This is a genomic window from Collinsella aerofaciens (assembly GCF_015548375.1).
In the GTDB taxonomy this organism is placed as follows: domain Bacteria; phylum Actinomycetota; class Coriobacteriia; order Coriobacteriales; family Coriobacteriaceae; genus Collinsella; species Collinsella aerofaciens_AB.
The window spans coordinates 124987-149544 of record NZ_JADMWW010000001.1 but is presented as its reverse complement, the minus strand read 5'-3'; the positions used below and the strand labels follow the sequence as shown (position 1 = coordinate 149544).

General features: G+C 59.1%; 20 protein-coding genes. 11 read left to right on the top strand and 9 right to left on the bottom strand.

Going from position 1 to position 24558, the window contains the following annotated elements; genetic code table 11:
* Positions 1 to 9: 9 nt before the first annotated feature.
* From I1969_RS00660 to I1969_RS00650, 3 genes are all read right to left on the bottom strand, one after another.
* The gene (locus I1969_RS00660; protein ID WP_161159682.1) at positions 10 to 582 is read right to left on the bottom strand and encodes a hypothetical protein; all 573 of its coding nucleotides are present in this window, start codon (positions 580 to 582) and stop codon (positions 10 to 12) included.
* Positions 583 to 981: 399 nt separating this feature from the next.
* Positions 982 to 2928, bottom strand: coding sequence for a C69 family dipeptidase (locus tag I1969_RS00655; protein ID WP_161159684.1), 1947 nt, complete (start codon positions 2926 to 2928; stop codon positions 982 to 984).
* Between the two features lie 397 nt (positions 2929 to 3325).
* Positions 3326 to 4243, bottom strand: coding sequence for a diacylglycerol/lipid kinase family protein (locus I1969_RS00650; RefSeq protein WP_117735253.1), 918 nt, complete (start codon positions 4241 to 4243; stop codon positions 3326 to 3328).
* A 98-nt stretch (positions 4244 to 4341) separates the two neighbouring features.
* Here I1969_RS00650 and rnd point away from each other — a divergent pair, with 98 nt between their 5' ends.
* The 9 genes from rnd (at position 4342) to I1969_RS00605 (ending at position 13424) form a co-directional block, all read left to right on the top strand.
* Positions 4342 to 5475, top strand: a complete 1134-nt coding sequence (gene rnd / locus I1969_RS00645; RefSeq protein ID WP_195232082.1) for a ribonuclease D — start codon at positions 4342 to 4344, stop codon at positions 5473 to 5475.
* A 130-nt stretch (positions 5476 to 5605) separates the two neighbouring features.
* On the top strand, positions 5606 to 6310 hold the full coding sequence (locus I1969_RS00640; RefSeq protein ID WP_195232081.1) for a zinc metallopeptidase: 705 nt from the start codon (positions 5606 to 5608) through the stop codon (positions 6308 to 6310).
* 115 nt (positions 6311 to 6425) lie between these two features.
* Complete coding sequence (gene xseA, locus I1969_RS00635; protein ID WP_324248641.1) at positions 6426 to 7877, top strand: exodeoxyribonuclease VII large subunit; 1452 nt, start codon at positions 6426 to 6428, stop codon at positions 7875 to 7877.
* A 42-nt stretch (positions 7878 to 7919) separates the two neighbouring features.
* Positions 7920 to 8186, top strand: a complete 267-nt coding sequence (gene xseB, locus I1969_RS00630) for an exodeoxyribonuclease VII small subunit (protein WP_006234311.1) — start codon at positions 7920 to 7922, stop codon at positions 8184 to 8186.
* 49 nt (positions 8187 to 8235) lie between these two features.
* A complete protein-coding gene (locus I1969_RS00625; protein WP_118334004.1) occupies positions 8236 to 8571 on the top strand; it encodes a histidine triad nucleotide-binding protein in 336 nt (111 codons plus the stop codon).
* Positions 8572 to 8612: 41 nt separating this feature from the next.
* Positions 8613 to 9503: a LysR family transcriptional regulator gene (locus tag I1969_RS00620; protein ID WP_118260350.1), complete on the top strand. Its 891-nt coding sequence runs from the start codon at positions 8613 to 8615 to the stop codon at positions 9501 to 9503.
* Positions 9504 to 9622: 119 nt separating this feature from the next.
* Positions 9623 to 10783 carry an MFS transporter gene (locus I1969_RS00615; RefSeq protein ID WP_195232080.1) on the top strand — a complete coding sequence of 387 codons (1161 nt, stop codon included), beginning with the start codon at positions 9623 to 9625 and terminating at the stop codon, positions 10781 to 10783.
* A gap of 120 nt (positions 10784 to 10903) precedes the next feature.
* Positions 10904 to 12082 carry an acetate/propionate family kinase gene (locus I1969_RS00610; protein ID WP_195232079.1) on the top strand — a complete coding sequence of 393 codons (1179 nt, stop codon included), beginning with the start codon at positions 10904 to 10906 and terminating at the stop codon, positions 12080 to 12082.
* A 163-nt stretch (positions 12083 to 12245) separates the two neighbouring features.
* Complete coding sequence (locus I1969_RS00605; RefSeq protein ID WP_138339777.1) at positions 12246 to 13424, top strand: acetate/propionate family kinase; 1179 nt, start codon at positions 12246 to 12248, stop codon at positions 13422 to 13424.
* Between the two features lie 551 nt (positions 13425 to 13975).
* Here the strand turns inward: I1969_RS00605 and pta are convergent.
* Positions 13976 to 14956: a phosphate acetyltransferase gene (pta, locus tag I1969_RS00600; protein WP_006234296.1), complete on the bottom strand. Its 981-nt coding sequence runs from the start codon at positions 14954 to 14956 to the stop codon at positions 13976 to 13978.
* Positions 14957 to 15187: 231 nt separating this feature from the next.
* Here pta and glf point away from each other — a divergent pair, with 231 nt between their 5' ends.
* Together glf and I1969_RS00590 are read left to right on the top strand one after the other, a co-directional pair.
* Positions 15188 to 16390 carry a UDP-galactopyranose mutase gene (glf, locus tag I1969_RS00595; RefSeq protein ID WP_195232078.1) on the top strand — a complete coding sequence of 401 codons (1203 nt, stop codon included), beginning with the start codon at positions 15188 to 15190 and terminating at the stop codon, positions 16388 to 16390.
* Entirely contained in the window at positions 16383 to 17414 is a 1032-nt protein-coding gene (locus tag I1969_RS00590) for a glycosyltransferase family 2 protein (RefSeq protein WP_195232077.1), read from the top strand. The genes glf and I1969_RS00590 overlap by 8 nt, the downstream gene beginning before the upstream one ends.
* Before the next feature lie 372 nt (positions 17415 to 17786).
* Here the strand turns inward: I1969_RS00590 and I1969_RS00585 are convergent, their stop codons facing one another.
* The 5 genes from I1969_RS00585 to ppk1 form a co-directional block, all read right to left on the bottom strand.
* Positions 17787 to 18788, bottom strand: a complete 1002-nt coding sequence (locus I1969_RS00585) for a P1 family peptidase (RefSeq protein ID WP_195232076.1) — start codon at positions 18786 to 18788, stop codon at positions 17787 to 17789.
* A 100-nt stretch (positions 18789 to 18888) separates the two neighbouring features.
* Positions 18889 to 19470: a Maf family protein gene (locus tag I1969_RS00580; RefSeq protein WP_195232075.1), complete on the bottom strand. Its 582-nt coding sequence runs from the start codon at positions 19468 to 19470 to the stop codon at positions 18889 to 18891.
* Positions 19467 to 20009: a DJ-1 family glyoxalase III gene (locus I1969_RS00575; RefSeq protein WP_055287259.1), complete on the bottom strand. Its 543-nt coding sequence runs from the start codon at positions 20007 to 20009 to the stop codon at positions 19467 to 19469. Before I1969_RS00575 ends, I1969_RS00580 begins: the two co-directional genes overlap by 4 nt.
* Before the next feature lie 105 nt (positions 20010 to 20114).
* Entirely contained in the window at positions 20115 to 21443 is a 1329-nt protein-coding gene (gene rlmD / locus I1969_RS00570; RefSeq protein WP_117745918.1) for a 23S rRNA (uracil(1939)-C(5))-methyltransferase RlmD, read from the bottom strand.
* A gap of 98 nt (positions 21444 to 21541) precedes the next feature.
* Positions 21542 to 23944 (bottom strand): polyphosphate kinase 1, encoded by a 2403-nt coding sequence (gene ppk1, locus I1969_RS00565; RefSeq protein ID WP_229028171.1) that lies wholly within the window; start codon positions 23942 to 23944, stop codon positions 21542 to 21544.
* Positions 23945 to 24558 lie beyond the last annotated feature (614 nt).

Here is a 24558-nt window from a genome sequence, read left to right as displayed (position 1 = left end):
CCGAGCGGGTTAGTTGAGCCTAAGGGCCTTCTGGATGGGCAGGTAGAGGGCGCCGACCAGAATGGCGTTAAAGACGGCGGTCATGGCGACGACGGGCAACATGGCGGCGGCGAGCTCGCCTACCACGCCGAGCATGGCCATCTTGATGACCATGAAGATGACGCCGGAGACAAAGGTGGTCAGGAAGGTTGCAACAATGGCGACGGCAGGCTTGACCTGACCGTTCTTGCCGGCGGCGTTGACGATGCCGGCCATGAGCATGGCGGCGATGCCCTCGGCGGCAAAATCGACGAACGGCGAAGTGGTGGTGATCTGGATCACGGCAGCCGAGATGAGGCCGATGACGAGCGCTTGGCCGATGTTAGGGCGAACGACCAGGATGGTGAGGCAGAAGGCCGAGATGATGAACTCGGGGCTGATCATGCCGCCCGAGATGCCCGAGATGGCCTTGCCGACGGTGAAGTTGAGGATGAAGCCTGCAGCGAGCAGGATGGCGAGCAGGACGAGAGCGCGGACGTCGAGTTTGCCGCGGTCGGCGGTCTGGACGGTGCGGGGCTGGGCGGCGGTGGTGTTCTGAGACATGGTGAAAATCCTTTCGGAATGGGGGTGCAAGAGAAAAGCGGAGGCGCGTGATGCGAATGCGATCGGGCTCGAGATAGAAAAAGGCCCCCGGTCGAAACCGGAGGCCTTCCAATCACCTAGAGCGCAAAAACAGGCGTGAGGGACTCACTGTCGACCGATCGTATTCGCATCACGCCACCACCAGTTGTTGAGAGACTTCATCGTGTTCTTCATGTCGGTGGCTCCTTTCGTGATGCCGTGGCGCGGTCGCACCTAGTTGCTGTTGCGCTGCACTATAGCACAGCGAAGTGTGTGCGGGGAAATCTTTTTAAAAAGATTTCAGGCGGGTTTCCCGCCGGTCAAAAGAGCGGGCTGAGCGGGCGAGGCTGCCATTGCTGCCTTGCCCGCTCAGCTAGGACGTTACTCCTTATTGCGACGGTAGAGGAAGTAACCGCCCGCGGAGATGACGGCAACGCCAGCGATGGCGAATGCAGCCACCACGCGGCCATCAAAACGATCACCGGTGGTGGGCAGGCCGCCCTTGGTGTTCGCCTTGTTGGTGGTTACCGTGGTCGTGGTGTCCGACTTGCCAGGCTTCTCGGGCTTGGTGGTGGGCTGCTCGGGCTTAGCGGGCTGCTCGGGGGTACCGGGCTGCTCAGGAGTACCAGGCTGCTCGGGAGTGCCAGGCTGATCCGGGGTTACCGGGTCGGTGGCAAGAGCGTCCTTGGCGTAGGTGATGGACACCTTGAGGCCGTTGGTCTCGGTGTTCAGGTCGCTCGGGGTGAAGGGCTGGTCGAAGTTCTCAGCCTTCAGATAGGCGCGCATCTCCTGGAGCAAGGCCTTGCACTTGACGTAGGTGTTCTCGGTGGCAGCATTGCCGGCCTTGTTTGCCAGGGCGGTACGGGCCTCGGTGCCCTCGGTGGCCTGCATGACCTCGTCGACTTCCAAGTTCTGCTCGACGAGCTCGTTCTGGAGGGCGTCGAGGTAGGTGCGAACGCCGGTGCCGAGCTGCTCACGGTGCTCGAAGCACAGGGAGCTGATGTCCATGAGGACATAGTTGATGGAGTTCTCGGGCTCCTCGTTGTTCACGATGTCCTCCTCTTCGCAGTGATCGAAGGAGACGGTCTGGTCGCTGTAGTACGGGCTAACCTCGGTGAGCAGTGCGGAGTAGTAGGGGATGGCGACGGAGTAGGCGGCGCGGGAGAGCATCTCCCACTGGATGGTCGCGATCTCGGGGTCCATGCCCTGACGGATCTGGAAGAGATTGACCTCGGTGTTGGTTTCGGTACCAATGGCGTAGGCGCCGTCGGTGTTGGCGTTGAGGCCCGGGACCTTCTCGCCGCGGTTGCCAAACGCGCGGATCATCTCAAAGGTGTTCCAGTCGGACTTGCCGGGCTGGAAGAACAGCGGCTGCGCCTTGCTAACCAGGGCGCCGGTCGTGGCACGAGCATCTTCGCGCTCGTCCTTGACGATCTCGTAGTCGGTGCCCTCGGTGAGCGGCACACCGAAGTAGGCGCGACCCTGGACATAACGGGCCCAAGAATGCATGGCCTTTTCGCTAATTGCCTCGCCGTAGGTCTGGGCAACGTCAAATTGACCGTCATCGAAGTACTTGGCGAAGCCATTCTCCTTAGGCATGGACTCGATGGTCGCAGAGTGGAGACAGTTCGCGGTGTCGGTGAGGTCAACCTTGTAGTTGAGGTTGCCGATGTTGGGGTTGAGCGAGGCGATATCGTCAGTGAGCCTCATGGCGATCCACTGGTGGCCGGAAAGTGCGGCAAACAGCCAAGTCTCGTTGCTGTCGGCGATGATAATCTGATCGTTGCCGCAGGCGCCCTGCTCGTCGATGATCTTGCCGAGGAGCTCGACGCCCTCACGTGCATTGGCGCTTTCACCTAAGATAACGCTGCCGTAGCTGTACTCGCCAATACCGGTTTTGGTCAGGGGGTCTGCTGCCTCAGCATCAGCATTCATGCCGGTGGTCAGCGTTGCGGAGCAGGACACGCCCTTCTCATTGATGCCTGCCTCAGAGTAGGCATCATAGCGCCCGTGCCACTGGGAGGGATGGTCGCGTACATAGGTGTAGCGATACGTGGTCTTGGTCGAGGTATACATGAATGCGGACTCGTCCGAGCCGTACGTATGCCCCGGGCCGTGAGAAGGCTCAATGCCAAAGTGCTTGAGGTAGCGCTTATCGAAGTCCTCGGCGCGGCCATAGTACGTGTCACCGTCGGCCGTCAGCTTGTTGCCCATGTACATCTGCGTGCAGGCGAGCGCAGATGTCGGCATGGACATGATGGTTGCAGCTCCAAATGCAAGGCCTATGCCAAGCTTCTTGAGCGCGTTGACGGGATGAGTTTTACTCATATTCCCTCCCAGCGCGCGAAAGCCCTCTGTCTCCAGAGGGCTTCACCCAATAATTACACCCCCTTAGCGTAACGAATTCGAAACAATATACATTCATGAAAGTTATTTACTCGATAAGCGTAGCGAAATATGCGATTAACGGTAAATTGAACTCATTTAGTGGGAAATCAATTTGTATAACGCCAGCGAAAAATGTAGCTAAATAAAGCGTCAAGAAAAAAGCGGACCCCTCGCCGGCATGTGGTTTCATGCCGGCGAGGGGTCCGGGCTGCACGGGCCGTCTAAGAGTAATGGCTACTTCTTTCGACGGTGAATCACGTTAATGGCATAGCCGACGAGCATGGCCAAAACGATGACGATAAAGCCAAGGATGGGGTTGTCGTTCACGGGGGTCCTCCTATTTTCCGAGCGGCGAGAATTCGTCGACGATGAGGTCGAGGCATTGCGGAAGCGCGCGGGCTCCAAAGACGCCCGAATTGCTGGAGATAATCTCGCCATCGAACTGCATGCCCAGCGACGGGGTGCAGGTGATCTTGGCTTCCTTGGTCTGGATGATCTTGAACTGCGGGCGCCCGAGTACCTTGCCGGCGGGGTCAAGCGCAGCGGTGATCACAGTAGGCAGCAGCTGCACGGTGCGCACGGGTTCGATAACCGCAATGTCGACCATGCCATCGTTCATACGGCAGTTGGGGAACAGGTTGATGTCGTTTTGGATGACAGACGTGTTGCCCGCCATGCAGCAGATGCCGTCGAGCTCCTCAACAATGCCATCATGCTCAATGGTAAAGTGCGCCACCGTGGGGTTGGGCGTGGCGAGAGCGGAGAGGAAGTAGGCGATCTCGCCGATGTCGTTTTTGGTGGGGGCGGCCTTCATCATGATCTCGGCGTCAAAGCCCGAACCGGCGATGATGATAAAGCCATGGCGCTTTTCGTTGCCGTTCTCGTCGAGCCAAAAGAGCTCGCCCATGTCTACTTTGACCGTGCGGCCGGCGCGACATGCCTTGGCAAGCGCCGCTGCCTCGGGGGCATTGCCGATGTTGTTAAAGAACAGGCAGGCCGTGCCGGAGGGGAAAACGAGCGTGGGGACGCCGCAGCCGCGCATCTGGTCGAGCACGTTGGAGACGGTGCCGTCGCCGCCCGAGACGACCACGCGGTCGAACTCGCGAACGTCTGCCACGGCGTCCTCGGGCTCCATGCCATCGCCGATAAAGCGCATCACGACTTCGTCGCCGCCCTGTGCAAGGGCGTGCGTGAATGCGTAGATTTCATCTGAGCTGGGGCCCGATGCCGGGTTGTGGATGATAAGGCAGCGCATACTTACGTTCCCGTTCTGTGACTAACCGAGTATAGTTGTAAGGCAATGCCGATATCCTACCCGTGTTTTTCGGGCCTAACCTTATTCGATGGGTTGATATGTACATTTCCACACATCAGGCTCTACTCGACTTTTGCCAGCGCGCCCGTGAGTTCGACGCGATTGCCGTCGATACCGAGTTTTTGCGCGAGCGCACGTTCCATCCGCGTCTGTGTTTGGTTCAGATTGCCACCCCTGCCGAGAGTGTAGCGGTCGATCCCCTGGTAATCGACGACCTATCGCCGCTGGCCGAGCTTATGGCCGACGAGAGCGTGACCAAGGTCTTCCACGCCTGCTCGCAGGATATGGAGGTCATGCTCCATACCGTAGGCGTGCTGCCGCGTCCGATTTTTGACACGCAGGTGGCCGCCGCCTTTTTGGGCGAGCGTCAGCAGATTTCCTACGGCGCGCTCGTGCAGACGTTTTGCGGCGTCTCATTGCCCAAGACCGAGTCACTGACCGACTGGTCGCGTCGCCCGCTGACCGATAAGCAGATTGAGTACGCGATCGATGACGTCAAGTATCTGATCGTCGCCTATACCGAGATGATGAGCCGCCTGCGCGAGCTGGGCCGCGTGGACTGGGTGCTCGACGAGCTGCGCCCGCTGGCTGACGAGTCGCACTATCGTGCCGATCGCCACGAGGCGTTCCGCAAGGTCAAACGCATCAACTCGTGCAGTCGTCACCAGCTGGGTATCGCGCGCGAGCTCGCCGCCTGGCGTGAGGACCGCGCCGAGCGCCGCAACATCCCGCGCAAATGGGTCATGTCCGACGACACGCTGCTTGCGCTCGTTAAACGCAATCCCGTGCGCGTTGAGGAGTTCCGCAGCATTCGCGGTACCGATCAGTTGGGGGAGCGCGACGTGGACGGTGCGCTCATGGCCATCAAGCGTGGCGCAAGCTGCCCGCACGATCGCCTGCCGCTCATGATGCGCGGGCATCGCCAGATCTCTCCGGAGTTGGAGAGCGTGACGGACCTGATGTATGCGCTCATTCGCCTGGTTGCCGAGCGCTCGGGCGTGGCGACCTCGGTCATCGCCTCGCGCGATGACCTGGCAGACTACATAGAGCATCCCGAGCAGAGCCCCCTGCGCGAAGGTTGGCGTTTTGAGCTTGTGGGCTCGCGCCTGGATGATTTGCTTTCGGGCAATATGGGGCTCACCGTGAAGGACGGAAAGATTGAGCTGCTGTAGGGAAGCCTAGCAGCTGAGTGGTGGGACAAATTCATGATGAATTTGTCCCACCGACATCGGGGTGAGGTCGTTTGTCCCGCTCCGGTGGGTAAAATGCCTCCAACGTGTAACTCGATTCGGAGGAATTCACATGCCTTATTACTATGGATACGGCTTTGGTATCGACCCGCTGTACCTGCTGGTTGTTCTTGTCTGTACGGTGCTTGGCCTTGCCGCGCAGAGCTATATCAACTCGACGTACAAGACGTGGTCCAAGGTGCGCTCGGACGGCGATACGGGCGCTGCGGTTGCTCGCCGCATGCTCGACGCCAACGGTTGCAACGCCGTGGGTATCAAGGGGGTTGCCGGCGAGCTCACCGACCATTACAACCCGCAGGACAACAACCTGTATCTGTCGGACGCCAACCGTTCGGGCGGGTCGGTCGCAAGCGTTGCCGTCGCCTGCCACGAGGCGGGCCATGCCGCTCAGCGTCAAAGCGGCTACGCCATGATGAAGGTGCGCACCGCTTTGGTCCCCGTCGTCAACTTTACTCAGAACACCTGGACCATCGTGCTGCTCATGGGCCTGTTCATGAACATCGCCGGACTCACGACCCTTGCGCTGATCTTCTTCTCGTTTAGCGTGCTGTTCCAGCTGGTTACGCTGCCGGTCGAGATTGACGCCAGTCGTCGCGCCGTGGCGTATATCGAGCAGTCGGGTATGAGCTCCAAGCAGGTCAACGGTGCCAAGAAGGTGCTGACGGCAGCCGCGCTTACCTATGTGGCAGCGGCGCTCACCTCGATCATTCAGCTGCTCTACCTTATGGCTCGCTACAACAGAGACTCCAATCGATAACAAATTGGACTGGCAGGCGCCGCGGGGATTTGTGTCCCCGCGGCGCTGTACTATGTGTGGGACTTGAATTTGCACAGGGCCGGAGCCCTAGTGCGCGATGACGAAAGGAGGCTGCGTGGCAGGCTGGAATCTAACCGGCAACAGCGTTTCCGCCGAGTTTGACGGGTCGGACGAGCAGGAGCGCAAAGAGCTCAGCGTGAGCCAGGCGGTGGAGATTGCCGCTGGTGCGCTCGATGCGATTCCGCAGCTGAGCGTCTTGGGTGAGGTCACGGGCTTTCGTGGTCCCAATGCCCGAAGCGGCCACTGCTACTTCCAGATCAAGGACGACTCGGCCGCCGTTGACTGCATCATCTGGAAGGGCGCCTATCTCAAGCGCACCTTCGATCTGCGTGACGGCATGCAGGTGAGCTTTAAGGGCAGCTTCAATCTCTATAAGCCCACAGGCCGTATGAGCTTTGTCGCTCGCTCGTTCTCGCTGGCGGGGGAGGGCCTGCTGCGTCAACAGGTGGCACAGTTGGCCGAAAAGCTGCGCCGCGAGGGGTTGATGGACGAGTCCCGCAAACGCCGCATCCCGGTGTTTTGCTCGCGCGTGGCGGTCGTCACCTCGCTTTCCGGCGCCGTGATTGACGACGTCAAGCGTACGCTGCGCCGTCGCAACCCACTTGTCGAGCTCGTTTGCGTGGGTGCCAAGGTCCAGGGCGAGGGTGCGCCAGCAGAGCTTATTGAAGGCTTGCGCCGCGCCGCTTCCATTACGCCGGCGCCCGACTGTATTTTGCTGGTGCGCGGCGGCGGCTCCTTTGAGGACCTCATGACCTTTAACGACGAGGAGCTTGCTCGCGCGGTGGCGGCTTGTCCTGTGCCCGTGGTGACCGGCATTGGCCATGAGCCTGATACCTCGATTTGCGACATGGTGAGCGACCGCCGCGCCTCCACGCCCACGGCGGCGGCAGAATCGGTGGCGCCGGCTATGACGGAGTTGGCCGATGTGCTCGAGGCGCGCCATCAGCGTCTGGGTGCCGCGATGGCATCGATGATTGGGTCGAATCAGGTTGATCTGGAGATGCTCGACCAGCGCGGTCGCCGCGCCTGGGATACCTATACGGCCCGCTTGGGCGATGCGCTCGATGCGGCTGCGTGCCGCCCGTGCCTCAACGACCCAACGTTTATGGTCGAGCGTCGCGAGTCTGAGCTTGCCCTGACGGCCGATCGCCTGTCGGGCGCCATAGTACGCTCGGTCGGGACATTCCGCTCCAACTTTGAGCGCCTGCCCGAGCGTCTGGTTGCAAGCACCTCGGGGCTCGATGGCAAGCGCCATGCGCTCGCGATTGCGAGTTCCCGTCTGGAGCATCAGGGGCGCACGATGCTCAACAAGCCCGCGTCCGACCTGGGCCGTGCGGCAGCCTCGCTAGATGCCCTGTCGCCGCTCAAGGTGCTTGCCCGTGGTTATTCCATCGCGTACAGCGATGATGGGGTGGCCACGAGCGCCAAGACCTTTAAGGCCGGTGACGCCATCCGCGTGCGCATGGCAGACGGCAACGTGACGGCAACGGTCGATACGGTCGAGTAGGCCGCGTTTCATAGCGATAAACCTTTAGGAAAGGAAACAGATATGGCAGAGAAAACCCCGGTCGAGCAGCTTACGTACAAGCAGGCTTCGCAGGAGTTGGAGCTCATCATCCGCAGCTTGGAGTCGGGCGATATGGAGCTCGAGGAGTCGCTCGAGAGCTATACCCGCGGCGTCGAGCTCCTCAAGAGCCTGCGCACCCGCCTGTCCGATGCCGAGCAGAAGGTCTCGGTGCTTCTTAAGGACGTCGACGGCAACGACGTGCTCGCCGACGGCGAAGCCGCCAACACCGACGACAACCTCTCGTTCTAACCATCCCGACCAAATATAATTACCTTGGTCTGTGAGAAAGGAACCAACCATGTGCGATTGCATCTTCTGCAAAATTGCCAACCACGAGATCCCCTCGACCGTTGTCTATGAGGACGACCAGGTCATCGCCTTCGACGACCTCAATCCCCAGGCGCCGGTCCATACGCTCGTGATCCCCAAAAAGCACTACAGCGATATCGCCGATAACGTGCCGGCCGAGACCATGGGTGCCATGGCCCACGCCGTCCAGGAGGTCGCCAAGGCCAAGGGTCTGGAGGACGGTTTCCGCGTCATTTCCAACAAGGGTGTCAACGCCGGCCAGACCGTCATGCACTTCCACATGCATGTCCTCGGCGGCAAGAACCTGGGCGAGAACCTCATCTGAGGACACGTAGCCCGTCGACTTGGCTGCCTTTGGAGTAATCTATGCAGCTTTCTCAACTCGAATACCTTCAAGCGGTAGCGAACTATGGCGGCGTGCGCAAAGCAGCTCGCGCCGTTCATGTGAGTCCGCAGGCCGTTTCGTCGGCAATCAAAAAGTTGGAATCTGAGTATCAGATTGTTTTGCTCGACCGATCGGCGGGGGAGGCTGTTTTGTCTCCGGCGGGCAGAGAATTTGCGCGTCGTGCACGCGTGATCCTGGCACAAGTCGACGATCTTAAAAAGTACGCCCAATCGAGGGACGACGGCGTCTCGCCCGACGGCCACTTCCGTCTTTACGCCCCCTGCCTTCAAGGGCGGGGGCGTCTCTTTTCCGAAAACTGGTACGACTCGTTTGAAAGCTCGCACCCTCAGATTCACCTTGATGTGTGGCATCAGCCAACGGCTACATGCTTTGAATCACTTGTGCTTGGCATTTCGGATGCGGCCATCTCATTTGAGGAACCAAGGAACAGTGTCCTTTCTTCGAAATACTTGGGTGAAAAGGAGCTCAAGGTTCTTTCGTGCCCAGCGGGTCATCAATCTGTGGGCGCTATGACCGTTCGTGAGTTACTGGGCGGCAGGTTAGCTGTTCCCATTAATTTGTCGCCCTGTCTCAATGCAATCAATCAATGCCCCGAAGCTCAGCTGGTTAATTTCCGCTTCCGCGACGTCGAATACGGAAACAGAGCGCAGGCTGAGTTTCTTCAAGCCGGGGGATTGATATTGGGTTTTTCTGGCTCTTCTCTCGCATCAGATGGATCGGAAGTGAGCGAGTGCTCCATTGAAGCCTCGCATGACGTAGCCTTGCCCATCTACTTCTGCTATCGGCAAAACTCCTGGACCGATCGACACCAGACGGTTTTTCTGCACCTATTGCGTCATCTTGCTTCGTGAGATTAATTGGCTTCGAGACGTCAAGTGATTATTGACGCCTTGCAACACATAGCTGACAGCTTTGCCCTCATGCTTTTCCAAGATTCCGATTTAGATTGCTGACTCTTGGAGGGCGGAGCATGAAAAACCGTACGGTTTTTCTTTATATGACGTTCGTTTTTCTGTCGAACTTCAGCACCATTTTGTATTTTCTGACGGTTTACCTTGAATTCGTCGGATTCTCGATGGTGGCGATTTCTAGCATGATGATTGCATATCAAGTGAGCAAGTTCATCCTCGAAGTTCCCACTGGCTATATTGCTGATAGGTTTGGACGAAAGGTGAGCGGCCTCGTTGGCATTGTGGGAATGCTTGGGTACTACGCCGCCCTGCTTCTCGTCCGATCTCCTCTGCTTTTAATCGGTGCGTTTGCTCTCAAAGGTTTTGCCGTTGCATGTCTGAGCGGATCCATAGAAGCGATTTACATTGACAGCGTCTCTCAGGACCAGCTCGTAAGACTTAATGTCGTTGAGCGATTTGTTTTCTATGCCTCTTATGCCCTCTCCGCTTGTGTGGGTGGTTTCATTTCGTCCGCTGGCACGTATCTCATTGGGCTTTCGGTCGATATCATCACAATGGTGCTGACATTGGTTGTCGTTGTCTGTATTCCTGAGGCGAGAAGAGAGGGCGCTGCGGTGACACCTGGGCATGGAATGAGCCCGAGGATGATCGGTGCTGCTATTGCGGGTAATGGCATTCTTCGGTCAGCGTTCATCATGGACTGTTCTCAGGCATTTGCCTTCGTCGCTCTGGAAGACTTCTTCTCACTGTTACTTGCAGGCCGCGGAATGAATGCCGTCGCTTCGGGCGTGACCATTGCGGTCCAGCTCCTTGCCTCGGCCTCCATGGGGTTTATTGTGCCCAGTGTGATTGCTCGTGTCGACAAGGGCCGTTTTGCGCGTATTTGCGGCATCTTTCGCTTAGTATTGACAGCTTTGTTTTTGATTCCTCTTACTCCGGCTAATTTGCTGTCCGTGTTCTATGTGCTGCAGACGGTTGCGTACTCGTTGTTTGCCCCAATCAAATACTCAGTTTTCCAAAATGCTGCCGATTCATCGATGCGCTGTTCACTGATTTCGGTTCAAAGCCAGATGGTGGCGGTGGGTGCTGTTCTTTTCTATCTGCTCAACTCTGTGCTGAGTAGCGTTGCGGGCATTCGAGTCGTATTGCTTGTTGCGCTCGGGATTTCTTCCCTGGTGTATATCCCCGCGCTATTTCGTCTTACAAGTCAAAGGCCATGAGTATTTAGGTACCGATAACTTATATATCAACGCAATAAACCCGAGCGCGAGGGCGTTTGGGTTTATTATTGAAGCGTATGTAACCTGGCGGCGCCACACCGCCTGTTAGTAGGGAGACACATGAACGTTCTGGTCGTCAACGCAGGATCTTCGACCCTTAAGTATCAGGTCATCGATACCAAGTCCCACAAGGTGTCCGCAAAGGGCTCCTGCGAGCGCGTCTGCTTTACCGGCGGTACCTTCACCCACGCTGCCAACGGTTCCAAGAAGGTGACCGAGAACATCGAGTTCCCCGACCACAAGGTCGCCATCGAGGTCGTTCTGAAGGACCTCGAGGCCAACGGCGTCAAGATCGAGGGCATTGGTCACCGTATCGTTCAGGGCGGCTGGTACTTTGGCGACTCCTCCCTCGTCGACGAGGACGTTCTCGCCAAGATCCGCGAGGTCGCTCCGCTGGCGCCGCTGCACAACAACCCCGAGGCCAACGTTATCGAGTACTGCCTGGAGCAGTATCCCGACCTGCCCAACGTCACGGTCTACGACACCGCTTTCCACTTCAACATGCCCGAGGTTGCCAAGACCTACGCCCTTCCCAAGGATGTTTGCGACAAGCTGCACATCCGTAAGTACGGCGCCCACGGCACCAGCTATCGCTACATCTCCAAGAAGATCGCCGAGATGACCAACGGCGAGGCCCGCAAGGTCGTCGTGTGCCATATCGGCTCCGGCGCTTCCCTGTGCGCCATCGAGGACGGCAAGTGCATGGACACCACCATGGGCTTGACGCCGCTCGACGGCGTCATGATGGGCACCCGCTGCGGCTCCATCGACCCGGCTACCGTGTGCTACCTGCAGCGCGAGGGTGGCTACACCTTCGACGAGGTCGACGAGATGATGAACAAGAAGTCTGGCCTTTTGGCTGTGACCGGTGGCAAGACCAACGACTGCCGCAACGTTGAGGAGCTCGCCGCTGCTGGTGACCCCGAGGCTCAGCTCGCCTTCGATATGTTCGTCTACAAGATTGCCGCTAAGGCCGCCGAGATGGCCACCTCCATGTGCGGCATGGACACCCTGGTCTTTACCGCCGGCATCGGCGAGCACGCTCCGGCCGTTCGCGCTGGCGTGGCCGATCGTCTGGCCTTTATGGGCGTCAAGATGGATCACGCCCGTAATGCCCTGCGTGGCGACGGCGCTTGGTGCCTGTCCGCCAAGGATTCCAAGGTCAAGATTTTCGTCATCCCTACGGACGAGGAGTTCATGATCGCTTCCGACGTCGAGCGCATCGTCAACGGCAAGTAATTGCAAGAGGGGAGGGGCTGGACGACCGAGCGCCGTTCGGCCCCTCTTTTGCGCTCGTTGGGCGATATGCTGATATCTATTTATCAAGATATGATAACTTCTTATTAAAATGCGGCCGCCTTAAGGGGCCTGCGTCGACCGTATTGCACTGCGAAGGAGTCTCATGAACGTACTTGTTGTCAACGCCGGCAGCTCAAGCCTTAAATATCAGCTTTTGGATACCGATACCCGCAAGGTTTTCGCCAAGGGCAACTGCGAGCGTATCGGATCGGACATGGGCATCTTTGGTCACTCCGAGAACGGTGGCGCCAAGCAAACCGAGGAGGTCCCTTTCCCCGATCATCGCTCTGCTATCGCTCGCGTGCTCGAGGAGCTCGAGAAGACCGACTTTACGATTGATGGCATTGGGCATCGCATCGTTCAGGGCGGCTGGCACTTCGATGATTCCGCAGTTGTCGACGACGAGGTTATGGCCAAGATTCTCGAGGTGGCACCGCTTGCTCCGCTGCACAACTACGGCGAGGCCGCAGCAATCGAGTATTGCCGCGAGAAGTATCCGGAGCTGCCCAACGTCGCCGTCTTCGATACCTCGTTTCACATGACCATGCCCGAGGTCGCCTATACCTACGCGCTGCCCAAGGACGTGTGCGACAAGTACCACGTGCGCAAGTACGGCGCCCACGGCACGAGCCACCGCTATGAGTGGATGATGGCCAAGGAGATCCTGGGTTCGCGCTGCCACCGTCTGCTTTCGTGCCATTTGGGTAACGGTGCTTCGCTTGCCGCCATTGAGGACGGCGTGTGCCGCGACACCACGATGGGCCTCACGCCGCTTGACGGTCTGATGATGGGTACCCGCTGCGGTTCCATTGACCCGGCTACCGTGTGCTACCTGCAGCGCGAGGGCGGCTACAGCTACCAGGAAGTCGACGACATGATGAACAAGCAGTCCGGCCTGCTTGCCATTTCGGGTATCTCCAACGACGCCCGCGACATCCGCACGCGCGCCTCCGAGGGCGACGAGCGCTGCCTTCTCGCCTTCGATATGTTCGCCTATAAGGCCATGCAGCAGGCCGGTTCCATGATCGCTTCCATGGCGGGCGTGGACACCATTACCTTTACCGCCGGCATTGGCGAGAACGACTGGTCGATCCGCAAGGCTTTCTGCGACTGCTTCGAGTGGCTGGGCGTGCGCATCGACAACAACAAGAACCGCGAGGCCGTGGGCAACGGCCCACAGGTCATCAGCGCCGCCGGCTCTTCCGTCACGGTTATGGTCATCCCCACCGACGAGGAATACATGATCGCCCACGACGTCGAGCGCCTGACCAAGAACAACTAACGCGCGCATTTGCAAGTAAACGAAAGGCCTCCAGAGCAACAGCTCCGGAGGCCTTTTTGCTAGCAGGTGGACGACGGAAACTCCATCCCATTTCGAGCGTAAATTCTGGGACACGCTTTCCAGTTGAGGCATGTTGCGGAAAGTGCGACCCACAATAAAGCAAAATTCCGTCCCAAAGTTTCCCAAACAGGCCCCAAGCGGAAGCCACATCCCACAATCCGCCTCCAAACTGGGATGTAGTTTCCGGCACAACAACCGCCGAAGCCCACCGGCCTTTCAATCTCCAAAGCGATCATCATCAGCAACGCCTGCGCTCCCAGCAACGGCACCCATCCATTCAGATTTTCAGCCCCAGCTCGTAGCCAAGCCGCCGTCCACCCCGGATTCCCTGATTGCTACGTGGTGGCAGAGACCCTACAGGGTAAAGCTCTGAAAATATTCCGCAGGACGCATGAAACCCCCGCCGCACGAAGTTGCGCAGCGGGGGTTTCATGCATGTCCGAGGACGTTTTCAGAGCTTTACCCTGTAGGGTCCCGAGGGGATATGTCCGCTACTCAGCCATCTGAGCCTGGACGGCGGTGATGGCTACGACACCCACGATGTCGTCGGCAGAGCAGCCGCGCGACAGGTCGTTGACCGGCTTGGCGATGCCCTGCAGGATGGGGCCGTAGGCGTCGGCACCGGCGAAGCGCTGGACCAGCTTGTAGCCGATGTTGCCGGCCTCGAGGTCGGGGAACACGAGCACGTTGGCCTTGCCGGCAACGGAGGAGCCGGGAGCCTTGAGCTGGGCGACGGTGGGGACAATAGCGGCATCGAGCTGCAGGTCGCCGTCGATGGCGAGCTCGGGAGCCTTCTCCTTGCAGAACTTTACGGCCTCTTGGACCTTCTTGGCGACCTCGCCGCCGGCGGAGCCCATGGTGGAGTAGGAGAGCATGGCCACGTGCGGCTCAACGTTGCCCATGAAGGTGGACCAGGAGTGAGCGGAGGCGATGGCGATCTCGGAGAGCTCGTCGGAGGACGGGTTGATGTTGAGGCCGCAGTCGGCGAAGATCAGCGTGCCGTCGGTGCCGAACTGCGGGGTGTCGGTGCACATCACGAAGAAGGCCGAGACCAGCTTGGTGCCCGGGGCGGTCTTGAGGATCTGAAGTGCAGGGCGCAGGGTGTCGGCGGTGGAGTGGCAGGCGCCGGAGACCAGGCCGTCGGCGTCGCCCATCTTGACCATCATGGTGCCAAAGTAGGTGGCGTCCATCACCTGGGCGCGAGCCTGCTCGATGGTAACGCCCTTCTTGGCGCGGAGCTCAGCAAACTTCTGCGCATACTCCTCGTGCTTCTCGGCATTGCGCGGGTCGATGACGGTAGCGCCGGGAACGTTGATCTCGTCGGGGTTGCCCAGGATGACGATCTTTGCCAGGCCCTCCTCGATGATTTTGGTGGCCGCGACGATAGTGCGCGGATCCTCGCCCTCGGGCAGGACGATCGTCTTAAGGTCGGCCTTGGCGGCAGACTTCATACGGTTTAGGAAATCGCTCATGTTACTCCTTACAAGCGTTTCGCTAAGCTCCAGGCACCCGGCTGTTCACGAATAAACCCGCTGCTAGCGGGTTTACCTTTCAATTATGTACGCCGCGGTGCTTGAGCTTTCCTTGTGTGGCAAGCTCATTATAGGACGCATTAGCGCTATAATCGCTCTGATAAATATGTCTCGAAGAATGTTCGAGAAAAGCCCAGCTAACGAGCCCGTGGCTTTTGACAAGGAGTATCGATGCAGATTACCTCAGGCCTGCCTGAAGGCTTTAACGCCGGCGCGTACGACATGATTGTCGTCGGTGCTGGATATGCCGGTGCCGTTTGCGCCCGCCGTCTTGCCGAGACCATCGGCTATCGTGTTGCCGTTTTGGAGCGCCGTAGCCACATTGCGGGCAATGCCTATGACTGCACTGACGAGGCCGGAATCCTGATCCACGAGTACGGTCCGCATATCTATCACACTTTTAACGAGCGCGTGCACAATTTCCTGTCGCGCTTTACCAAGTGGACGGATTATCAGCACAAGGTGCTCGCCAACATCAACGGTACCCTTATGCCCGTGCCCTTCAACCATGCGAGTCTCAAGCTCGCCTTTGGTGACGAGCGCGGCGAGGAGCTGTATCAGAAGCTCGTGGAGACCTTTGGCAAGGATGTCAAGGTGCCCATTATGGAGCTGCGTAAGAAGAACGACCCGGATCTTGCCGAGGTCGCCGATTACGTCTACGAGAATGTCTTTTTGCATTACACCATGAAGCAGTGGGGCCAGACGCCCGATCAGATCGACCCCTCGATCACCGGCCGCGTTCCCGTCTTTGTGGGCGATGATGACCGCTACTTCCCGCAAGCTCCCTTCCAGGGCATGCCGCAGGAGGGCTACACGGCGCTCTTTGAGCACATGCTCGACCACGACCTGATTGACGTGTTCTGCGACGTGGACGCCCGCGATCTTTTTGAGATCGACGAGACCACCGTCAAGGTCGACGGTAAGGTCTACGGCGGCGAGATTGTCTATACAGGTCCGCTCGATGAGCTGTTCAACCTCGACTTGGGCGCGTTGCCGTACCGCACGCTCGATATGAAGTTCGAGACGCTCGATATGGACCAGTTCCAGCCCGTGGGCACCGTCAACTACACCACGAGCGAGGACTACACGCGCATCACCGAGTTCAAGAACATGACCGGTCAGGTCCTGCCCGGCAAGACCACCATCATGAAGGAGTACTCCAAGGCCTATACGCCCGACTCGGGCGAGACGCCGTACTACGCCATTCTTGAGCCCGAGAACCGTGAGCTCTATGAGCGCTATCTTGAGCGCGTCCAGAACCTGACGAACTTCCACCCGGTGGGTCGTCTGGCCGAGTATCGTTACTACGATATGGACGCCGTGACCAATTCCGCCCTCGATCTTTCGGATGAGATTATCGCCTGCCATGCATAAAGTCATAACATTCGGTATTCCCTCGTATAACGCCGCCAAGGACATGGACCATTGCATCACCTCCATCTTGGAGGGGAGCAATTACGCCACCGATATCGAGATTATCGTGGTGGACGACGGCTCCAAGGACGAGACGGCCGCCAAGGCCGACGAGTGGGAGGCCCGTTATCCTGGAATCATCCGCGCGGTGCACCAGGAGAATGGCGGTCACGGTATTGCCGTCCTTTCGGGTCTGCGCGAGGCGCAGGGCACCTACTACAAGGTTGTCGACTCGGACGACTGGCTTGACGGCGCTGCCCTTTCGACCATGCTGTCGATTCTGCGTGGCTTTGAGGAGCGCGACCAGCGCGTTGACCTGTTTATCTCGAACTACGTGTACGAGAAGGTTTACGAGGGGACACATACCGCTATTGGCTACAAATTTGCCCTGCCGCGCAAAAAGATCTTTTCTTGGGATCAGATCGGTCATTTCCGCCTGGACCAGAACCTACTCATGCACAGCCTGTGCTATCGCACGGATGTGCTGCGTGAGTCCAACCTTCCCATGCCGCCGCACACGTTCTATGTGGACAACATCTACGCCTACGTGCCGCTGCCGCGTTGCAAGACCATGTACTACGCCGACATCGACCTCTACCGCTACTTTATCGGTCGCGAAGGTCAGAGCGTCAACGAGGCAACGATGGTCAAGCGTCTGGACCAGCAGTTCCGTGTTACGCGTATTATGATGGAGTCGTACCACTTGTACAGCGATGTTGAGTCGTCGCGTCTGCGTTCGTACATGATGGGCTACTTCACCATGATGATGGCGATCTGCTCGGTTCTCACCAAGCTTTCCGAGGAAGATTGCGCCGACGAGCGCCTAAAGATGCTGTGGAATGATTTGAAGGCCTACGACGAGCGCATGTATCGTCGTGCCCGCTACGGCGTGGTCGGGTTCTTCACCAATCTGCGCGGACGGGCCGGAGACAAAACCACACTCGGCCTATACCGTCTTGCCTCAAAGATCTTCAAATTCAACTAGCTGCCGAGTAATCGCTGCTGATAGGTTGACTGGGCCCCTTGGCCTTTAGTTTGCTACTGCGAACAGTCCTGCTCGCACGGAAAGCACATTAAGTGCTTTTCGGCTCGTGCGGAACTTGTATCAAACTAAAGGCCAAGGGGCCTCTGCTATAAGAATCGATTGTCAGTTTATTTGAATTTGAAGATCTTCGACGCGCGGTACACAGGGGCCTGGGCTGAAAAGAATCTGGTTGGTAGGTTGCCCGGTGGGGCTTGGTTATGTTTGTCGCGAGTTCCGCACGAGCCGAAGAGCACTTAATGTGCTCTTCGTGCGAGCCAGGACTGTAGAGCAGCAAACATAACCAAGCCCCACCGGGCAACCGGTCAGGTTAGGCTACTTCGCGGCGCCGGGGATGCCGTGGGAGGTTTTGGCGGTTTTGGCTCCGTTTACGATGGCGGTTTGTAGGGCCCTTACGGCAAGCATACCAAGCAGGTCTAGGGGTACGGCGGCGCTTGCCTGGGTGCCTAGTTTGCCGCTGGCGAGGGTGTAGATGGTGTCGCCGTCGTTGGTGGTGTGCGTGGGGCGGATGGCGTGTGCGTAGGCGTCTGCGGCCATCTGGGAGACCTTGGTGGCCTGGGCCTTGGTGAGCTCTACGTTGGTGACGATGCAGCTGATGGTAGTGTTAGTGCGGTCGAGCGGCATTTGCATGGAGCCGGCAGCGGCAAAGGCTGCGAGCTCCATGTCGACGATCTGGTCGCTATCGGCTGCGGCGCGCATGCCGGCGACCCACTCGCCGGTGAGGGGATCGACGACGTTGCCGCAGGCGTTGACCGAGACCACGGCGCCCACCTTGACGGGGCCGAGTGACACGGCGGCGGCGCCAAGACCGGCCTTCATGCAGGTGGCAGGTCCCATGAGCTTGCCTACCGTAGCACCGGTGCCGGCGCCTACATTGCCCTGCTCAAGCGTGGTGGGGGTGTTATCGAGCGCCTCGCGCACGGCGGCGATGCCGGCATCGATGTCGGGACGCACGGTGGGGTCGCCATAGGCGAGGTCGAAGATGCAACTGGAGCATACGATGGGCACCTGCGTGGGGCCGACGGGCAGGCCGATACCGCGGCTCTCGAGCTCGCGGGCAACGCCGCTTGCTGCCTCGAGGCCAAAGGCCGATCCACCCGAGAGGCAGACGGCGTGGACCTTGTCGACGGTGTTCTCGGGGCGCAGCAGGTCGGTCTCGCGTGATGCTGGGGCACCGCCACGAACGTCAACGCCGCCGGTGGCGCCTTCGGCGGCCACGATTACGGTGCAACCGGTGCCAGCCTCCTCGTCCGTATAGTTGCCAAAGCAAAAGCCATCGATATCGCAAACGTCAATGGCTTCAAGCAGTGTGTCCATGTTTTCTCCTATCGGTTTTCGGCCGGGCCTTATGCCCGGTCGGGATCCGTACGGTACGGCAAAATTGTAGGCGCTGGGGGATACCCAGCGCCAGATGCAATTACGAGAGTTTTTGAATCGCGCGTGCGACGCGTGAGATGGGTAGGCCCACCACGTTGTAGAAGTCGCCCGAAATATCGTGCACGAGCATGCGTCCGCCGACACCCTGAATACCGTAGGCGCCGGCCTTATCCATGGGCTCGCCCGAGGCGACGTAGTGTTCGATCTGCTCGTCAGTGAGCTCATAGAACGTCACGTCGGTCACATCGACAAAGGATAGGCTCTCGGCGGCATGCGGGGCGGCAGTGTCGCCGGCCTTAACGATGCAGACGCCGGTCGCGACCTGGTGCGTGCGGCCCGAAAGCTCACGGAGCATAGTGCAGGCCTCGTCCTCGTTTGCCGGCTTGCCTAAAATCTTGCCATCGAAGGTGACGATCGTGTCGGCCGCGACGGTCAGCTCGGTGGGCTCGGCATGCTCGGCAGCGACAGCAGCGGCTTTGGCCCGTGCCAATCGCTCGACAAGCGTGAGCGGCGCCTCGTCGTCAAACGGCGTTTCATCGATATCGGCAGGGATGATGCGGATGTCATAGCCCGCCTCGCGCATCAACTCGATGCGGCGCGGCGATTGCGAAGCCAAAATCATAGCTGAATGCCCTCGGCGACTTTCTCGACGGCCTTGTCGCCGGCGAGCGTGCGCAGCAGCTCCAATGCAAAGGGGAGGGACTGTGCCATGCCGCTGGCAGTGATGATGTTGCCGTCTTGCGTGACCTTCTCGCCGGTATAGGCGCCTTCGGGGAAGCTTTTCTCAAAGCCAGGGAAGCACGTGGCATGGCGCCCCTCGAGCAGGTCGAGCTCGCCCAGGATAAACGGGGCGGCGCAGATGGCGGCGACGTGCTTGGTTGCGGCGAACTCGCAGACCACGTCGCAGACGCGCTGATCTGCGCGCAGGTTGGTGGCACCGGGCAGGCCGCCGGGCAGCACGACGCAGTCGTACTCGTCAAAGTTGATCTCATCAAAGAGCGCATCGCAGGTCACGGGGATCTGCAGCGAGCTTACGACCTCGCGCGTGGGCATGATCGAGACGAGCGTGGCACGCACGCCGCCGCGACGCATGACATCGACCATGGTCAAGCATTCAATAGTTTCAAAGCCATCGGCGGCGAGAACGGCAACGCTGGGCATGAGGGTTCCTTTCATAGGCGGCATACAATTAGCCGTCTTATACCCCGAAGACCTCCGCTTGCCACGCTCGATTTCCCAATGATTTTCTGAGCAATGATTAAGCGGCTAGTTGCGCCTAAGGTGGACGACGGTCTCGCAGTGGAAGGTTTGTGGGAACAGGTCGACTGGCGTGATCTTTACGGGGGAGAAGGTGCCTTCTTCGACAAAGCGTTTGAGATCGCGCGCCAGGGTGGCCGGGTCGCAGCTCACGTAGGCGACATCGCGGGCACTCGTGCTGGCGATAAGGCCGATCGCCTCGGGGGCGAGGCCTGCGCGCGGCGGGTCGACCACCAAGATGTCGGCATCCTGGTCGGGGAACTCGCGCACCGCGTCTCCGCCAATGACGTCGACGTTATCAAGCTTGTTGATTTCCAGGTTACGGCGTAGATCGCGCACGGCGGGGCCGTAGGCCTCGACGGCAGCGACAAAGTCGCAGCGGCGGGCGAGCGGCAGGGTAAAGGTGCCGGCACCGCAGTACAGGTCCACGGCAAGCTCGTCTTCCTGCGGGTCGAGCGCTTCCATGACAAGATCGATCAAAATCTCGGCACCCTTGGTGTTGACCTGGAAAAAAGACGGGGCAGACAAGCGCATCTGATCCTCGGCGATATTCTCGGTCCATGAGCCCTCTCCGGCGAGCATTTCGACCTTGGAGACACGGCGGGCCTTCTTTTCGCCCTTGCTCATCACGCGTACGATGCTCGTAGGATGAGCGGCGTCCGCCAGCACGCGGGAGACCTGCGAGCGCGGAAAAGAGCCTGTGGGCGTCCAGAGTGCGACCTCGAGTGCCTTGGTGCGGCGCGATGCGCGAATGCCCACGCGTTCGAGCCCCAAGTCATGGCTGCCGCTTAGATAGTTGAGTGCGCCGACGACCGATTTGAGTGCCTTCGGGAAGCGCTTATCGAACAGCGGACACATATCGACGGTCACGATTTTGCTGGGGTCGACACCGTGCATGCCAAGGCGCACGCGACCGTTGACGACGGTCGGTTCGAGCTCGATTTTATTGCGGTAGCCCCAGTCGTCCTTGGTGTGGCAGATGGGCTGTACCAACTCATCTGCCAGCTCAGGAGCGAACTTGCCGATGCGCTCGAGCGTGGAGCGCAGGTTTTGCTCCTTGGCGGCGAGCTGTGCCGTGCGTGAGAGATTGCCCCACGAGCAGCCGCCGCAGATGCCCACGAAGGGGCAGGGAGGCTGAATGCGATTGGGGCTTGGCTCCAGAATCTCGGTGGTGCGGGCGCGCATGAATGACTTGCCGTCCTGTACGACCTCGGCCTCGACGGTGTCGCCTGCCACGGCACCCTGCACAAAGACGGCCTTGCCGTTGTCGGCGTGCGCCAGCCCGTCGGCGCCGTAGGTCATCGATTCTATAGTGAGCTTCATATTCCTGCCTGTCATTCGCGTTGTTGTTCGCACCATGGTAGCAGGGAAAAGCGCCCCGTATCCGAGGCTTTCCTCAAATGCGGGGCGCTTCTACAAACTGCTTCTACAAACGACTATTTCGTCTTGCCGGTAATGAGCGTCTTAAGACCCAGGCCGATCAGACCCAGGCCCATGCGCACGCGGCCGGGGCGATGGCGCTCGATGGCCTTGGTCTTGCCAGCGGGCTTATCGCGACGGGCGCTCGTCTCGGGTGCGGGCTTGGTGACCTGCGGATCGGGCTGAGGTGCAGGTGCAGGCTCGGGCTCAATGACGGTCGCCTGGACCTCTTGGACCTTGGGTGCTACTGGCTGCGGCTCGGCCTCGGAGGCAGGTTCCGCCTCAATGACGGGCTCGGGCGCGGCCTCGGCGTTGCGATAGGCGCGCTCCAGCAGGGCTTCCTGTGAGTTGAAGGGTTTCTCACCCTCTGCACGCTCCACGGGGACCCAGGTGCCGTCGCTCGTGAGGCTGCGGGCCTTCACGTTGTCGCGCAGCTGCATGCCCATGTACTCGTGCACCAGAGCGCGGCAGGTGGGGTCGAGCACGGGGAAGGCAATCTCCACGCGGTGCTCGGTGTTGCGCGTCATCATGTCTGCCGAGCTCAGGTAAATCATGTCCGAGTCCACGCCGAAAGCATAGACGCGCGCGTGCTCCAAAAAGCGTCCGACGATGGAGCGGACATGCACGTTCTCGGTCTTGCCCGGAACACCGGGCTTGAGGCACGAGATGCCGCGGATGATCATGTCTACGCGCACGCCGGCACACGATGCCTCGGCGATCTTGTCGATAACCTCGCGGTCGGTCAGTGAGTTGAGCTTAAAGAACACGCGGGCGGGCTCGCCGGCAAGGGCGCGCTGGATCTCGCGGTCAAGCCCGCGCATGATGAGCGGTTTCAGTCCGACGGGCGCCACACCCAGGAAGCGGTAGTCGCCGCGCAGGTTGCCCAGCGACAGATTGCGGAAGAACAGGTTGGCGTCTTCACCGATGCCGGGATGGGCTGTCATGAGCATAAAGTCGCTGTAGAGTTTGGCCGTCTTCTCGTTAAAGTTGCCGGTGCCCAAAAGCGTGAGGCGGGTGAGCGCCATGCCCTCGCGATAGGTGAGCTGGCAGATCTTGGAGTGGCACTTAAAGCCTTCGGAGCCGTAGATGACGGTGCAGCCTGCCTCTTCCAGACGCTCGGCCCACTCGATGTTGTTCTGCTCGTCAAAGCGGGCGCGGAGCTCCATGAGCACCGTGACCTCTTTGCCGTTCTCGGCGGCATCGATCAGCGACTCGCATAGGCGGCTCTGCTTGGCCACGCGGTAGAGCGTGATGCGCAACGAGATGCACTCGGGATCGTAGGCTGCCTCGTGTACCAGATCCAGGAACGGATTCATGGCCTCGTAAGGGTAGAAGAGCAGCTTGTCGTGCTGCAGCACCTGCTCGCGGATGGAGCGGGTCATGTCGATGGTGGGGTTGGGCTGTGGCTTAAACGGCGTAAAGAGGAGCTCGTTGCGCAGGTGCTCGGGAATCTTGCCCTCAATGCCAAAGACGTAGCCCAGGTTGAGCGGGATATCGCAGGTAAAGACAGAGCGGCGCGAAAGCTCGAGCGCCTTGCGGATAGTCTTGAGCGTCGCCTTCTCGAGCGACCCCGAGACCGCGAGCACTACCGGCTGCAGGCGCAGGCGCTTCTTGAGAATGCGCTTCATGTGCTGGCGGTAGTCCTCTTCCTCTTCGACGCCCTCGCCGTCCGGATCGATGTCGGCGTTGCGGGTGACGCGGATCAGCGCACGATCCAGCGGCTTATAGGAGCCAAAGCAGCTGTCCAGGCAGGCGAGGATGACGTCCTCGAGCAAGATGTAGGAGTAGGTGCCGGTGGGCGAGGGGATCTCGACCGCGCGGTTCATCGAGGCGGGAATCTCGATAAGGCCCAGTAGGCTCTCCTCGTCGGTGGTGCCGTCCAGACCACAGGCCAGATAGAGCGCGCCGTTGCGCAGGTTGGGGAAGGGGTGGCGAGGATCGATGACCAGCGGCGAGATGACCGGCGACACGTAGGCCTGGAAGTAGCGGGTTACAAAGGTACGCTCCTCGGGCGTAAGCGAATCGATGTGGGCGCGGTGAACGCCCAAGGTGTCGAGCTTGCCCTCGATGCTCTTAAAGATGGACTCCCAACGGGTAAGGAGCCCGGGCATTTCGGCCATGACAGCATCGACCTGTTCGGAGGCGGTCATATTGCTCTTGTTGTCGACAGGTTGTTTTTTGAGCTCCGCCAGATCGGACAGGCCGCCCACGCGCACCATGAGGAACTCATCGAGGTTGGACTCGAAGATCGAGACGAACTTTAGTCGCTCGAATAACGGAACGGTTTCGTCGAAGGCTTCGTCGAGCACGCGGTTGTCAAAGCGTAGCCAGCTGAGCTCTCGGTTTTGCGTGTATGAGAAGTCGCGCGGCGGTTTGCGCAGCTTTGCGGCGGCTTGCTTCTTTTCGATTTTGCTCGGCATATGCATCTGTCCGTTCAGTCCCCACAGGGGACGGTAGCCTAACACTATTCACTATTGTCTCAATTTAGTCGACCTGTGGCACGGACGTATTGCGTGAACGGTATCTTTACCTACTTCTTACGCTGCCAAGGCATGCAACTAACTGCCCAACTCGTTTAGAAACAATCTATATCCATACTCAATTGGTGAGGATGTATGAATAAGAATGATTGCGAGCTGAATATAATCGAATCCAAATTGAATCATGAACAAACGACATATATATGCAGAAAACCGTTTTAGCTATGCAATTCCTAAACATGAAAATATTTGTGCAATCTAGCTTAATTCCTTAGAAAAAAGAACATTTACCTTTGAAAACCTGCTTTAGAGAACCGAAGTGCATCATGGGGGAATCATATGAGATATACCGTTGATCGCACTTTGCTGACCGTTCGGGGGCGAGGTGGAATTGCAGGTGGTTTTTGGATATAACTAGAGCTGTCAGCAAGCAGCGTCCCATACGGAGGGGCGCTGATACATTCGGCCAGTAAGGCCCGAAAGAAAGGTAGGAGGCCATGACGAAAGGTCTGCACGTGCCTTCCGAGATCGGCAAGCTCAGGAAGGTCTGCCTG